This window comes from Pacificoceanicola algae, from assembly GCF_049341065.1.
Taxonomy (GTDB): domain Bacteria; phylum Pseudomonadota; class Alphaproteobacteria; order Rhodobacterales; family Rhodobacteraceae; genus Pacificoceanicola.
In genome coordinates this window covers 60,738-73,914 of sequence record NZ_JBMPIX010000021.1, presented here as the reverse complement: position 1 = coordinate 73,914, position 13,177 = coordinate 60,738, and the positions used below count along the sequence as shown (strand labels likewise).

Genomic DNA, 13,177 nt, shown 5'->3' with positions numbered 1-13,177 from the left:
TCCCAAAATTCAACTGCCCCACACTTTACGGTACTCTCCCAGACCAGCAATCATGGTATTTAACATAAACTTCATTATGCGTCTTTATACTTCGTGTTGCGATAGTATATTATCGTATGTATGCTGGACTCCTGTCACGGAGGTTCCTCAGCATGCGCCATTTACTCAAGAAGCTCCTCCCCTCGGTCGCAGTCGCTTTGACCGTGACAGGTTTTTCGCTGCCGGTACCCGCCCGCGCGCAGACATACCCGATCGATTGCGCGATCCTCCTGTGCCTATCTGGCGGCTGGCCTGCTTCCGTCCCTTGCGCCCGAGCCCGCGCCGAATTCATCCGGCGGATTACGCCTTGGCCGGTGGAACCCCCACTGCAGATCTGGCGCTGTCCCATGGGCGCGTCCTATGAGAGCGATCGGCAATCAAACAACGCTGACCGCATCTTTGAAGCCTTGTTCAAGACCGGCAGCCGTCGACCGCTCCAATCCTTGCCAGTAGATAATCTCGTTCCTAAAGGCTTCACCTTGCGACTTGTTCAGGACCGCGCGGACATTGATATCAGCGGACCTGAGTTCAATTTCGTGCGGTCCATTCGCGTCTTCGATGTACGGTATGCACGACAGCACGAGTCCGGGCGCGATGGTGACTGCAACCGAAGCGCGACCGTAGTTCTCGGCACCTATGGAACCCAAGGTGACTTCGCCTGGCAAAGGTCTTCCGTCTCCGCCCTTCCCGCCGCTCACGTTGGTCTCGAACGATGGGGAGAGCATTGTCCAGGCATCTTCCACCGATCAGTCTTCGTCGAGTGGCGTGACTACGAGGGCAACTACGGGTTCGAACAAGTCAACTACTGAGCCGGTTTGATACAAAGCGCCCTTGCATGCCAGGCTCAGACCGCAATCTGAATGCTCTCGAAGTGATCAGAAATCTCAGAGATCACCGTCTCACGGATTTTCGGGACCTCTAACAACAGCGCATGCCGTGCCCCTGGCATCAACTCAAAGCGTCCATTGGGCCACGCATTCATACGATCTCGGATCACCTCAATGTCCACAACGCCATCCTGCTCTCCACAAAAGGCGATGCAAGGGACATCTGGAGGATGTGTCTTTGAAAGGTGACCACACTCCAGCAAACTCTGATGAAGCCACTGCATGCTTGAGCCGGCCGTTTGAAGGCATGGTTTGGATCGCGCTTGCGAGACCCAATATTCGTAGTTTGTGGGATCACGTGTGATCCTGTTCCCCTCGAACGGATTGCTCAGTGCATAATTGTTCCCATCATGGCCGGGCACGTAACGTTCTCCTTGCCCGATTACCTGCGCGGCCCAGGAAACCGGCCGAGCAACAACACTTTGAACCCGCGACATCCTGAGGCCCCACATCGGTGCCGTGAAGGCGCATGCTGAAAAAGATACGCCGCTAAGCAATGCTCTCAATCCAATACATCCACCCATGGAATTCCCGAGGAGAAACCAGGGCTTCGGCATGTCGACTGCCGATGCCGCCGCTATGATTGCCGCCACATCGTACTGGTAGTCGGAAAAGCGGTTCACGTGGAGAGTGACGGGATTGGAAAGAACGCGATCTGAAAGCCCGTGACCGCGCCAGTCAATCGTGCATATCGAGAACCCCCGGTCTGCAAAGCTTTTGGCTGTGCGCCCTTGGAGCTCAACATACTCGGTTCGCCCAGGAAAAAGAAAAATGGTTCCTTTCGTCCTCCCCGTCGCCTTCCAATATCCAACGCGCAAGCGCAAGCCGTCGCCGGTTCCAACCCAAAAACAGCTCCCATTATCAGGTCCCTCTGCAATCTCCGGGTAGAATGGAGCTGGCGCCATCATTTTTGTGTCCCTAGCATTGTGGCCCGGTTGTTGATGAAGACACCGCGTCGGATCAGGCTGAATAAAGCAAAGGCAACGCTGAAACACAGCAGCACCGAGAAGCCATCGAACTGGCCCAACGACCAGAAGTTTATCACCAGAAGAACAATGATCGCATTGAACTCCCACCAAGGGATGTTTGCCTCTTCAAGACTTTCTTGCGTGGCAAGCATACCCAATGTGCCGCGTATGCGAATGGCGCATATTGCGTAAACGAAGCACGGCACGAACAGCACAAAGAAGCTCGTGATGGAAGCGGACGGGGCCTTGTCGAGCCAGTTCCACTCAAATGTCCGGAAACCGAAGAAGGCCGATGCGTCTCCTACCAGCCACGAAACGATGTGGCTGGTGTCAGTCATCAGGTAGAGTGCAACCAACTTGATCTGCGTCGCAATCAAGATGGCCATCACAGAATAGCAGAAGACGCGCCTTGCTATCCTTGCGCCGACTTTGGTCGCATGACGGATGACATCGTTGTTGTGCGGGCGATCTTGCACCCGGCAAATTGCGGCGAAGTCGCTCACGAGAATGAAAATCATCAATAGCCCTGTGAACAGGAGCCAATACGCGCCTCCGGACACCAGATTGGCAAAGCCAGAGACAACGATCGCTTCTGAGATCTCCACGGCCTCTGGTCGCACGGTCGCAACCAGCAACCAGTCCACAACCCGGTCACCAACGTCATTCCTCAGCAAGGGCCGCAAGTACGCCCCGTACCATTGAACAAGAAACACAATGCCCACGCTGGCAATCAAGATGGCCCAGAACGCCGTCCCATATGCTTCAAGCTTGCGTGCCCAATCCGTATTCGAATCCAGTTGCTCTTGCTGAACGGCCAGAGCCGGGCGCCATTCATCGCGCCACCGCTGAATCAGATCGGAAGCCAAGAGGATCATGATCGGCAGCCAAAGCAGTCTGTCCAGAAGCCAATTTGGAGACCAAAGGAGACCCACCTGCTTTGAGGCACCATCAACTGGGCTGTACGTTACGATGTGCGATCCAACGATGTAACTCGCGAAAATGAGCAAAGCCTGACAAGCCCAGAGAACCACAATCGCGCAGAGTGGATTGCCGCCTAGAAACATGGATTCCGACAGATGCACGATGCCAGACCTCCGCACCTGTTCGGGTGCGGCGACATGACCGTCTGAGGGCAAAACTTCATTGCATCCAGTCGACACGGTATCATCCGGTTTGTGTCGCCGCTTCCGTCTTTCGACGACCAATCTGTTCTGAGCAGCGCCCAACGCGACTTGCCATCTACTTGTCGCATCCGGGTCACCACATCCGAATATCCGCGCAAGCCAGCGGATGTTGGACGCGCTGATCCCCTTCACATTGTCTTGGAACCAAAGCTGTACGGTGCGGAGATCGACACCCGAACAATTCGCATCGAGCATGGAAATCTCCTCGGCGAGCAATTGGGGTGTCCACGGGCCATCAGGAAGACCATCCTTGTCCACCGGTCGCCCCGTCCCAAACGAAACCGCCTGTCGGAACAGCTCTTTAAGTCCCAAATCTAAATCGGGCGGAGGTAAATATTTTTTACCATTCAAAATCAATGCCTTGCATCCGCCTAGTTCATTCCATTTCGTTCGCTTGCGCCCGGTTTCACTTCATTTCTTTAGCAAGAAAACAGATGACTATACACCCGTTTTGGTTGTGCTTCGCGATTTCTTGCCGGAGCGGTTTTGACAAGGAACGAACCCATGGACGCAGAAAACGCAGAAAAATCACAGGACGAGGAACCGCGTGAAGCGCACGCCATCGCAAAGATGATCTGCGTCGCCACCGGGAAGACCATTGGTGTCGAGTATCTTTGGGATACCGGTCAAACTGCTGTTTTGTGGCACGACCTACCTCGAAACAACGTTCATCGGTTAGCTTTGACACCGCGGCCGTCTTCCGCAGATCGCGGCTAGTCATTTTCGACCCTACGCAGGAAGTGCGCATACTCCTCGCTAACCTCCCCTGCCTCGTCAAATAGACGCGCCCGCTCTGCGTCGAGGCACCGGAAGTACTTCTGGACGTTTGAGAAATAGTCCTCGAATTCCGCCCGAATGATTTCAGCATATTCACGTGCTATGCTTGGGTCGACTGGAACGAATGGACGGGCAGGCGCGAGACAGGCCTGCGCACCAGATGCGATTACGCTGAATGCGAGCAGAGCCCATAGTTGCAGCCAGAGCGAGCGTGTCGACCTTACACTTCTCAAACCCAACCTTTCGTTGCTATACGACAGCGAGCGCTCGCATGTCTGTGTGAGCAATATATCGCCGTATCATCCGTAATATATCTTGCGGTTGATAATATACTATCGTAACTCTGGGCTTCAAGTAGGAATGCCTGGGGTCGCGCCATTGGAGAAAGCGTGAGCCGGGCCATGAACTGGGACATCGAAGCACCAAATGTGGTTACGGAAGCCAGGTTCCGCGAGCTCGTGGAAAGCGGCTATAGCGCTGAAATCCTGTGCCAGGAGTCGGCACATAAGAAAGGCCCCAGCTATTACGGGGTCTGGATCATGCGTGTTGTCTCTGATGACGGGGTGGAAAAGCTCCTCGTCACCGCCCGCACGCGGACGACCTACAACGATATCAAGATCCGTGAGTTCAAGACGATCTCTGGCGTGGTGTCATTCTTCATTGGCCTTGGCTTTGCGCATGTCGACCTGCCGCTTGAGGCGGGTACAAGCCGTACGCACAAACTTGCGCCGTCAGACAAAGCCCCATCAGACAAGGGCGCTGACACCTAGCCTCGTATGCCTCTGGCTCGTCGCCGCGCCAGCCTCAGCGCAAATGGTGCTGGTCATGGAGAGCGACGGCTCTCTGACCCCATCCCGGTCTCAGAGCGGTTTTGCCCGGAACTACAATGACGGGATTGGTCAGGGATCGGCCTCCGATGGGATCGCGATCTTCGGCGAGGTAGAGGCCGAGCAAGAGGGCGTCCAAGTCGCGGCCCTTGCCCGCCTGACTCCCCTGCCCCGCGCCGATGTCCTCTCCGGGATTCAGACCACGGCCTTGCGCTATGCCGGCCATCCCGGCCTGCGTCGCGCGGGGCTTTCCGTGACGGATTGGCTGGCTCTCTATCGGGCGAATATCGAGGTTGAGAGCGCCTATCGGCAGGATGCGATCTCACATGCGGGCGCCATTGGCCTTGGTCAGCTGATGCCCGACACCGCGCGCGACCTCGGCGTCGACCCGCGTGATCCGCTGCAGAACCTCGACGGCTCCGCCCGCTACCTCGCGATGATGCTGGAGACGTTCGGCGATCCGCACCTGGCGCTGGCTGCCTACAACGCCGGACCCGATGCGGTCCGCCAGTATGGCGGCGTCCCCCCCTACCGAGAAACCCAGAACCATGTGGCCCGCGTCATGGCTGTCGTGGCCCGATTGGAAGGATCAAATTCATGATGTCCCAACCTTTTTGGAAATTATTCCTCAAAGCACTTATCGGCAATGTCACGAGAGCGCTCAGCGCGGCAGTGCATTGGCGATACCGCTTTTTCCAAACAAGTTGGATTTCAAACCTCTTTGTCGCCTCGCTGGCGCTATTCTTGTTCATTGCCGAGCCCGCCCTTGCACAGAGCATCGATCTCTCCCCGATCCAGAGCTTGTTGCAGGGTATTGTCGATGCGCTGACCGGACCTCTTGGTGTGGTCATCGCCACACTCGCGGTCCTCGGCGTTTTTTTGAGCTGGTTCTTCAACATCATCGACCTGCGCCAAGCGCTTTGGGTGCTTGTCGGCATCGCCGGTGTCGCGGCTGCCCCCACCATCGTTGCTGCGGTCTTTGCCGGTGGCTGAGCGCTCGCCTCTCTTTCTCGGCCTCGTGCGCCCGCCGAAGCTTCTGGGCCTGCCCATTATGTATGCGATGGTCTGGCTCTTTGGCTCGGTGCTCTTGTTCGTCTGGGTCCAGCACATCGCGGTGCTGGGTTTCGCCGCCCTGCTCTATCCGGTGCTGTGGAAGGCCGCGGATTGGGACCCGCGCTTCATCGACGTGATGATGACGGCGCTGCAGGAGACACCGCCCACGCGCAACAGGTCCATTCATGGCGGGGACAGCTATGCCCCGTGATGACGCCCGTGATGCTGCGCTCGATGCCCGCACAATGACGCCAGACTGGTATGCGCGCGAGACCCGCCTCGCGCATATGCTGCCCTATGTGAGCCTCGTCGACGACCAGACCGTGCGGACCCGGGTGAACGAACTCTTCCGCTGCATCCGGCTCGAGGGGATCAACAGCTACACGACCGACGATGCCTATCTCGACAAGGTGACGGCGCTCTTTGCCCGCATCGTCGCGCAGCTTGGGCCGGAATTCAGCTATTACGTCCACAAGGTCTCCAAGGCCATCAAACCTGATCTCGACCCGATCCGTGAGGACAGCTTCGCGGGCGAGGTGGACCGGCGCTGGCGCGTGAAACTCGAGACCAGCGGGCTGCGCGACAAAACACTGACGCTCACCGTCATTCACCGCCCACCCCCGAAAAGCCTCCTGCCGTTCCTCAGCCGCAGCGCGCCGGACCGCCTGAGAGAGGAGACCCGCAAACGCCTGCAGCGCCTTGGTGAGGCCGTGAACGTCTTTCTGTCCGGCCTCACCGAGCTCAAGCCGCGCCTGCTGTCAGCCGGATCGGGAGAGTTGGTGGGATTTTTGGGCGCGCTCAACACGGGCACCGAGCTGCCGCTCTACCCGGCCAACACCTACGGCTTTCTGTCCTTCAACGTCGCCAATACCCGCGTGACGTTTCACGGCGACCATTTCGAGCTTTCCGAGGGCGTCGTGGGCCACCGCTACGGCAAGAGCTTCACCATCGGAGAATACTCGGAAGGCACTTCCTGCACCATGTTCGACATGCTGAACCTGCCGGTCGACATGATTGTGACGCACTCCTTCACGCCGATCAATTCGAACCTCATGGCGGGCCGCATCAAGCGGCAAAAGCGCCAGATGCAGGCCAGCCAGGATGCGGCCCTCTCGCTCCTGGAAGCCCTCGACATCGCCGCCGATGATCTCGAAGCCAAGCGCCAAAGCTTCGGCGAACACCATATGGTCGTGACGCTCTTTTGCGACACGCTCGAAGAGCTGCAGACCCTCAGCGCCGAGATCGTCAATGCCGCCGCGACTGAGGGCGTGAAGATGATCGGCGAGCGGGTCGCGGCCAAAGCGCATTATCTCAGCCAGCATCCCGGCAACCAGCCCAAGCGCGTGCGTGCCAGCGCCGTCACCAATCGCAACTTCGCGGATTTTGCGGCCTTTCACCGGACACAGCTCGGCAAACCCGCAGCACTTACCCCCTGGGGCCGGGTCGTCACCTATCTGCCCACCCCAGAGCAGAGCGCCTACCGGTTTTCCTATCACGAGCAGGGCAGCCCCGACAAAGAACCGACCAGCGGCCATACCCTGATCATGGGGCGGCCCGGGTCAGGTAAGTCTGTGCTTTCGGCCTTCCTGATGACCCAGGCCCGTCGCGCGGGCGCCCGGGTCTTCGTCTTCGACTACCGTCTCGGTATGGAGATGGCGGTCCGCGCGAATGGCGGGCGCTACGCGTCCCTGAACGCCGGTCAGCCCACGGGCCTCAACCCGCTCTGGACCGAGACCGATGCGCGCGGCACCGCCTGGCTGTCGGATTGGCTTGCCGCCCTGCTCTACCGCGCTGACAAGCCCCTGACGCCCGCACAGACCAACCGCATCCAGGACGTCGTGCGCCAGAATGCCCAGGCCTCCAATCCGGCCCTGCGGAACTGGCGGGATTTCGCATCGCTTTTTGTGTCTACGGATGACGGCGGCGATCTGCACCAGCGCCTGCTCGAGTGGACCGAAGACGGCCGCTACGGGTGGATCTTCGGGCAGAGCCTCGAGGACACGTTCTCGCTCAAGGGCGATGTCGTGGGCTTCGATCTGACCGGCATTCTCGACAGCGAGGCCGACAAGGAGCGGATGGCAGTTCTCTCCTATCTTTTCCGCCGGGTCGAGCGCGAGATCGAGGACCGCCGCCCCACCATCATCGTGATCGACGAGGCCTGGAAGGCCCTCGATAACGCGTATTTCGCCGAACGGTTGTCGAACTGGCTCGTGACTGCGCGCAAGCAGAACACCGTCGCGGTGATGATGACGCAATATGCCAGCCAGCTTGAGCGCACCCGGACCGGCAAGACCATCGTCGAAGCCGTTCCGACGCAGATCCTGCTGCCCAATATCCGCGCGCAGCCTGCGGACTACGCCATGCTGAACCTCACGGAGAAGGAGCTCGACGTCCTTCTCAACACGGGCAGCAACAGCCGCCTCGCGCTGATCCGCGACGATCAGGGCTCAATCGTCATCGATGCCGATCTCAGTGCCCTTGGGCCCAATCTCACCATCCTCGGCGGCATGGAGAAAGGCGAGGCGCTCGTCGGCGCCGATTACCGCGACCGCGCCGACTTCTGGAGGCTTTCATGATCCGTATTCTTATCGCTTTGGCTGCGCTCGGCGCGCTGGCCTCCTGCACCCAGTATCGGGAGCCGCAGGCCAATTGCTTTTCCTTTCTCGCCTCGACGGCAGCGACAGCCCAGGATTGCCACTTCGCACCGCTCGGCGCGCCGGAGGGCGACGTTGAAGTCTAGCCTGCCTCATATCCTCGCGTTTTGCCTGCTGCCCGGTCTCGCCTTGTCTCAAGGCGTGCCGACCAATGACAGTGGGCTGACCGCGCGTGACATCGTCGAGACCGGCGACCGCGAGGCAGACTTGGCTGTTCAGGCCGACAAGCTTGCAGTGCGCGAACTCATTGCCGAGATCGAGCGCGAACAGCTGGAAACCCTGCAGCGCATCCTCGATGCCCAGACCAGCTTCGGCGGTCAGGGCTTGCCGGCTATGGTCTCGGGGCTGGAAAGCGGCAGCGGCGATCCCGACCGCGCCGTGGAAGCCGTCTATGGCACGGGTGAGATCGATCCCAATCCCGGCGGCGCGCAGATGTTCGGGGATGCTGCGGAAAACATCGAACAGCTCATCATCCGCGTGGCTCAGGAGACCAGCGGCTTTGCGGGTGTTGGCCGCGCAGGGCTCTCCCCCGTCCAGTGGCGCGCGCTGCTGCAAGCGCTGATCTGGCAGGAAAGCCGTTTCACCATCGGTGCACGCTCTCCCGTCGGCGCCTATGGTCTCACGCAGATCATGCCGGGCACCGCCAGCGATCTCGGCATCAACCCGGAATACTATGACAGCCCTTACCTTCAGGTGCATGGCGGCGCGCGCTATCTCGCGACCCAGCTCAACACATTCGATGGCAACATCATCAACGCCCTCGCGGCCTATAACGCCGGACCCGGCCGGGTTTTCGAGTATGGCGGCGTGCCACCCTTCCGCGAGACCCAGCACTACGTGTCGGTCATCCCTGAACGCTACAATCTCTATCTAAGCCGTATCGGCGGGATCGATGCGCTTGGTACGATCGATCCAGCGCTTCTCGCCAATGCCAACCTCTCTTTCACGGGTCATGGGGCGGCCTTTTATGGCAGCAACTCACCAGCCGCGATCCGCCAAGCCGCCCTGCGTATTGCGGATATCGTCGAACGGATTTCCGAAACTGAAGACGTGCAAGAAAGCATCGCACTCAACACCTATGCCCGCGCCGAACTCGTGCGCCTCGTCGCTGCACGCATCCGGCTTCAGGCTGCACGCACCCTAGTCCTCTCTGCCGAGGAGCTGGCCCAGGCCAGCGCCCACATGGCCGAAGGCGCGTTCATGGATTTTACGATCAGGGAGATTGAATGATGGGACATCTGCTCTTGAGGACAGCTTTGGCCACGACACTTGGCGTTGGCTTGCAGTTCAGCGCCCTACCCCCTGCCGCGGCGCAGGGCGTGCCCGTCGTCGATACCCAGAACATCGCGCAAAACATCCAGCAGCTCCGGCAGATGATCGAGGACGAGATTCTGCAAAACGAGCAGCTGACGCAGCTCCGCGAACAGCTCGGCCTTCTCACGGACCAACTCGCGGAGCTGCAAAGAACCTACGAGGCCCTCACCCGCCTCGCCGAGCTTCCAGAAATCATCCGCACCGAATTGGAAGACGAACTCAATGGCCTGCTCGACCAGGAATTCGGGGACATCCTCGCCACGATTGAGGCGATCAAGACTGGAGATTTCTCGGGCCTCTCCGGCTCTGGCGCGGGCGAGATCGAAACCCAGATGGACCGGGTGCTGGCTGATCTCGGGTTTGACGACGACACGCTTTCGGAAATGGCCACAAGCGGCAATCCCGGCGCCAACCGAGTGGCGACGCAGGCCACCACCGGTGCCCTTGTCTCGGCGGCGGCCCAGAACAGCTATGAGGATGCCGGCCAGTCGCTCGAGCGGGTAGACCGCCTTGTTGGGCTCATCGACGATATGGACGAACTCAAGGAAAGCATCGATCTCAACACGCGCGTGACCGCGGAGCTCGCCATTGCGTTGGTCGCCATGTGGCAGCTCGAAGCTGTGCAAACCGTGGGCGATGGCACGGGCGGCGTGATCGATGCCGCGACCATCGCCGAAGAGCAGCGCTTCATGGATTTCACCTTGCCAGACCTCCGGGCAGACTGATCGTGGGGGCATGACGGGTGGCGACTGAACAAGAAATCATCGAGGAAGAACTGGTCTATGGTGCGCTGCGCCGCGAACGGCTCTGGCAACGCCTTGGCCTGATGGGACTTGTCTTCGGTATCATCGGCTGTCTGAGTGCCGCGGCTGTCTCGATCCTCGATGTCGACCCGCCCCCCGTGGTCGTGCCCTATGATCCTGCAACCGGCTTTGCGCTCCCCGAGGCCTCCGTGGGCGCGACCTCGGTGACGGCCAACCAGGCGATCATCGAGGCGGAGGTCTTTCGCTATGTGACCGACCGCGAGGTCTACAACCAGCTCGACAACGACTTGCGCATCCGCAGCGTCCTGCGCCGCTCGGACGGGGCAGCCGAAAGCGGGCTGCGCCAGATCTGGAACAGCGCCAACGAGAATTACCCGCCGACGGTCTATGGCCCCAATGCTCGGCTCGACGTGGAAATCCTCAGCATCAACCGGATCGGAACCAACCGCGCGACGGTCCGCCTGCGCAAGCGCCTGACGTCCATTAACGGCACCCAGACCGGGCTCTTCACTGCGACGCTTCTATTCGAGTTCCGCCCGGAGACCCGCCGCTCCATCGATGAGGTCTGGACCAATCCATTCGGCTTCACCGTCCTCGAATATTCCATCCGCTCCGACAGATTGGAGAACTGACGTTGTTGTTTATAAGATCGCTTATTTTTCTCATTGCCCTGTTGCCCGGCCTCGCCTCTGCCGAAGCCATCCCGCGTGGCGGTCCCAACGACAGCCGGGTGCGCTTGGCCACCTACCAGGAGGGTCAGGTCTACCGTCTCAGCGTCTCGCTCACCCATGTCACCACCATCGAGTTTGGGATCGGTGAAAGCATCCGCTCGATCATCGCAGGCGACACGGAAGGTTTCGAGATCGATGGCGTGCCCGGAGGCCAAGCATTTGCAATCAAGCCCGTCGCGCGCGGTGTCCATTCCAATGTGACCGTCTACACGAACCGGCGCAGCTATTATTTCAACGTCGAGGAGGTCCGCAGCCCAACCTTCTACGTGGTGCAGTTCCGCTATCCGGACGACGCTGCGCGCCCGACCCGGGCCATCGCCGCCCAAGCGCCGAACTACAATTACGGTGCCAGCGCGCGGACCGGGTTCACGCCAACGCGCATCTGGGATGACGGGACGTTCACGTATTTCGCCTTTCCAAGAAACGCCCCTGTGCCAGCGATCTTCCGCTACGCGGGCGGCCGTGAACGCACGGTCAACACGCAAACCCCTGAGGACGGCGTGATACGCGTCAGCGGCGTGAACCGCCAATGGGTCCTGCGACTTGGCGAAGAGGTGGTCTGCATCGAGGCGATCCCGCCCGCGGAGGTGGCTTCATGAGCGATCCCGGGAATACCGAGCTGGAAAAACGCCTCGCCGCCCTTGAAAAAGGCAGTGCCCGCGCGCCCACAGCGGCGCAGCGCCGGTCGCCCCTTCTCGCGCTGATCGTGGTCCTCGTCATCGGCGCAGGTGGTGCCCTGCTTTATCTCCTCTCACAGCCCGACGAAGAGGAAGCCTTGCCGACGGCCACCCCGGACGTCTTCCAGAACGAAGGGGACGGCTTTGGCACCATCGAGACCTTGCCCCCGCCCGAGCCCGAGGTCGTGTTCGTTGCGCCGGATCCGGTCGCGCCCAACGCTGAGCTTCTGGCGCAGATCACGGCCCTGCAGGCTCAGATCGAGGAATTGCGCAACGCCCCCGAACCGGTCGTCGAGGAAGACACCGCCGCCGCAGAGGCGATCGACGCGCTGACCGCTCAGATCGCTGCGCTGCAAGCTGCCTCGGAAGCCGCACAGCAGCGCTTCCAGGATGAACTGACGGCGCGGGATCGCAGCCTCGAGCAATTGCGCATGGATCTGGAGCTGGTCCAACTCGAAGCCAATCGCCCGCAACCCGCCCCAGCCGGGCCCTCGGAAGACGAGCTGCGCGCACGCGAGCAAGAGCGACTGCGCCGCGAGGAAGAAGCCCGGCGCATGGCCGAGCTGGAGCGCCGGGCCGCGGAGGAACGCGCCTTCCAGAAGCGGCGCATCGCCTCGCCCACCATCGCGTTTGGCGGTGCCTCAGGAGCGAATGAAACGGCTCTGACCGAACGCACTTTTGGCGAGGTGACGGATTTTGTACTGAACGGGGCGCTGCCCTCGACGGTGACGCAGGCCGAGGTGATCGCCAATCCCTCCAACACGATTCTACAAGGCACCATGATCCAGGCCGTCATGGAAACAGCCCTCGACAGCTCCCTGCCCGGCCAGACCCGCGCCGTGGTGTCCGAGGATGTCTACAGCGTCGATGGCGCGCGCCTCTTGATCCCCCGCGGATCCCGTCTCATCGGGCGCTATCGCGCCGGCGTCGATATCGCGCAGCGCCGCGTGACGATCGCCTGGGACCGGATCATCCTGCCCGCGGGCCAGACCGTCCAGATCAGCTCCTTCGGAGGCGACGAACTGGGTCGCTCCGGCGTCACCGGTTTCGTGGACACGCGCTTTGCCGAGCGTTTCGGGTCGGCCGCCTTGATCTCGCTGATTTCCGCGGCACCTCGTGCCGCCGCCTCCGAGGCCCAGGATGAGACTGCCGCCGACGTTCTCGAAGACGTTGGCGATGATCTGGCAGATGCCACGGACAGCGTCATAGGCGATTACCTCTCCATCGGCCCCGTCATCTATGTCGACCAGGGCGCGCGCGTCACTGTCATGGTCGACCGCGATCTGGAGATATTCTGAGCCC

At 60.5% G+C, this 13,177-nt stretch carries 15 protein-coding genes; 13 read left to right on the top strand and 2 right to left on the bottom strand.

All coding sequences use genetic code 11. The features are described from left to right. Positions 1–152 precede the first annotated feature (152 nt). Positions 153–848, top strand: coding sequence for a hypothetical protein (locus ACOYQJ_RS21180; RefSeq protein ID WP_422907979.1), 696 nt, complete (start codon positions 153–155; stop codon positions 846–848). A gap of 35 nt (positions 849–883) precedes the next feature. Here ACOYQJ_RS21180 and ACOYQJ_RS21175 read toward each other — a convergent pair whose 3' ends face one another. Together ACOYQJ_RS21175 and ACOYQJ_RS21170 are read right to left on the bottom strand one after the other, a co-directional pair. Next, positions 884–1,834 carry an alpha/beta hydrolase gene (locus tag ACOYQJ_RS21175; protein ID WP_422907978.1) on the bottom strand — a complete coding sequence of 317 codons (951 nt, stop codon included), beginning with the start codon at positions 1,832–1,834 and terminating at the stop codon, positions 884–886. Continuing rightward, complete coding sequence (locus ACOYQJ_RS21170; RefSeq protein WP_422907977.1) at positions 1,831–3,435, bottom strand: RcgA family putative transporter; 1,605 nt, start codon at positions 3,433–3,435, stop codon at positions 1,831–1,833. Before ACOYQJ_RS21170 ends, ACOYQJ_RS21175 begins: the two co-directional genes overlap by 4 nt. A gap of 147 nt (positions 3,436–3,582) precedes the next feature. Here ACOYQJ_RS21170 and ACOYQJ_RS21165 point away from each other — a divergent pair, with 147 nt between their 5' ends. The 12 genes from ACOYQJ_RS21165 to ACOYQJ_RS21110 all read left to right on the top strand — a co-directional run bounded on the left by ACOYQJ_RS21165 (position 3,583) and on the right by ACOYQJ_RS21110 (position 13,173). After that, a complete protein-coding gene (locus tag ACOYQJ_RS21165; protein WP_422907976.1) occupies positions 3,583–3,795 on the top strand; it encodes an OTU domain-containing protein in 213 nt (70 codons plus the stop codon). Positions 3,796–4,256: 461 nt separating this feature from the next. Beyond that, complete coding sequence (locus ACOYQJ_RS21160; RefSeq protein WP_422907975.1) at positions 4,257–4,625, top strand: hypothetical protein; 369 nt, start codon at positions 4,257–4,259, stop codon at positions 4,623–4,625. 43 nt (positions 4,626–4,668) lie between these two features. Further along, a complete protein-coding gene (locus ACOYQJ_RS21155) occupies positions 4,669–5,283 on the top strand; it encodes a lytic transglycosylase domain-containing protein (RefSeq protein ID WP_422907974.1) in 615 nt (204 codons plus the stop codon). Between the two features lie 107 nt (positions 5,284–5,390). Next, positions 5,391–5,675 carry a TrbC/VirB2 family protein gene (locus ACOYQJ_RS21150; protein WP_037931816.1) on the top strand — a complete coding sequence of 95 codons (285 nt, stop codon included), beginning with the start codon at positions 5,391–5,393 and terminating at the stop codon, positions 5,673–5,675. After that, the gene (locus ACOYQJ_RS21145) at positions 5,668–5,946 is read left to right on the top strand and encodes a VirB3 family type IV secretion system protein (protein ID WP_008282962.1); all 279 of its coding nucleotides are present in this window, start codon (positions 5,668–5,670) and stop codon (positions 5,944–5,946) included. The genes ACOYQJ_RS21150 and ACOYQJ_RS21145 overlap by 8 nt, the downstream gene beginning before the upstream one ends. Next, the gene (locus tag ACOYQJ_RS21140) at positions 5,936–8,311 is read left to right on the top strand and encodes a VirB4 family type IV secretion/conjugal transfer ATPase (protein WP_422907973.1); all 2,376 of its coding nucleotides are present in this window, start codon (positions 5,936–5,938) and stop codon (positions 8,309–8,311) included. Before ACOYQJ_RS21145 ends, ACOYQJ_RS21140 begins: the two co-directional genes overlap by 11 nt. Continuing rightward, on the top strand, positions 8,308–8,475 hold the full coding sequence (locus ACOYQJ_RS21135; protein WP_009815545.1) for a hypothetical protein: 168 nt from the start codon (positions 8,308–8,310) through the stop codon (positions 8,473–8,475). Before ACOYQJ_RS21140 ends, ACOYQJ_RS21135 begins: the two co-directional genes overlap by 4 nt. After that, positions 8,465–9,619 carry a lytic transglycosylase domain-containing protein gene (locus ACOYQJ_RS21130; RefSeq protein WP_422907972.1) on the top strand — a complete coding sequence of 385 codons (1,155 nt, stop codon included), beginning with the start codon at positions 8,465–8,467 and terminating at the stop codon, positions 9,617–9,619. The genes ACOYQJ_RS21135 and ACOYQJ_RS21130 overlap by 11 nt, the downstream gene beginning before the upstream one ends. Then, positions 9,619–10,428: a type IV secretion system protein gene (locus tag ACOYQJ_RS21125; protein WP_422907983.1), complete on the top strand. Its 810-nt coding sequence runs from the start codon at positions 9,619–9,621 to the stop codon at positions 10,426–10,428. Before ACOYQJ_RS21130 ends, ACOYQJ_RS21125 begins: the two co-directional genes overlap by 1 nt. 17 nt (positions 10,429–10,445) lie before the next feature. Continuing rightward, the gene (locus ACOYQJ_RS21120) at positions 10,446–11,099 is read left to right on the top strand and encodes a VirB8 family type IV secretion system protein (RefSeq protein ID WP_054540682.1); all 654 of its coding nucleotides are present in this window, start codon (positions 10,446–10,448) and stop codon (positions 11,097–11,099) included. A gap of 2 nt (positions 11,100–11,101) precedes the next feature. Then, the gene (locus tag ACOYQJ_RS21115; protein WP_422907971.1) at positions 11,102–11,797 is read left to right on the top strand and encodes a TrbG/VirB9 family P-type conjugative transfer protein; all 696 of its coding nucleotides are present in this window, start codon (positions 11,102–11,104) and stop codon (positions 11,795–11,797) included. After that, positions 11,794–13,173: a TraB/TrbI/VirB10 family type IV secretion system protein gene (locus ACOYQJ_RS21110; protein WP_422907970.1), complete on the top strand. Its 1,380-nt coding sequence runs from the start codon at positions 11,794–11,796 to the stop codon at positions 13,171–13,173. The genes ACOYQJ_RS21115 and ACOYQJ_RS21110 overlap by 4 nt, the downstream gene beginning before the upstream one ends. Positions 13,174–13,177 lie beyond the last annotated feature (4 nt).

Bases quoted from the DNA above. Each gene is read 5' to 3' on its own strand.
- ACOYQJ_RS21125 (WP_422907983.1), top strand. From the start codon at position 9,619: ATGGGACATCTGCTCTTGAGGACAGCTTTGGCCACGACACTTGGCGTT.
- ACOYQJ_RS21135 (WP_009815545.1), top strand. From the start codon at position 8,308: ATGATCCGTATTCTTATCGCTTTGGCTGCGCTCGGCGCGCTGGCCTCC.
- ACOYQJ_RS21110 (WP_422907970.1), top strand. From the start codon at position 11,794: ATGAGCGATCCCGGGAATACCGAGCTGGAAAAACGCCTCGCCGCCCTT.
- ACOYQJ_RS21140 (WP_422907973.1), top strand. From the start codon at position 5,936: ATGCCCCGTGATGACGCCCGTGATGCTGCGCTCGATGCCCGCACAATG.
- ACOYQJ_RS21175 (WP_422907978.1), bottom strand. From the start codon at position 1,834: ATGATGGCGCCAGCTCCATTCTACCCGGAGATTGCAGAGGGACCTGAT.
- ACOYQJ_RS21165 (WP_422907976.1), top strand. From the start codon at position 3,583: ATGGACGCAGAAAACGCAGAAAAATCACAGGACGAGGAACCGCGTGAA.
- ACOYQJ_RS21155 (WP_422907974.1), top strand. From the start codon at position 4,669: ATGGTGCTGGTCATGGAGAGCGACGGCTCTCTGACCCCATCCCGGTCT.
- ACOYQJ_RS21180 (WP_422907979.1), top strand. From the start codon at position 153: ATGCGCCATTTACTCAAGAAGCTCCTCCCCTCGGTCGCAGTCGCTTTG.
- ACOYQJ_RS21160 (WP_422907975.1), top strand. From the start codon at position 4,257: ATGAACTGGGACATCGAAGCACCAAATGTGGTTACGGAAGCCAGGTTC.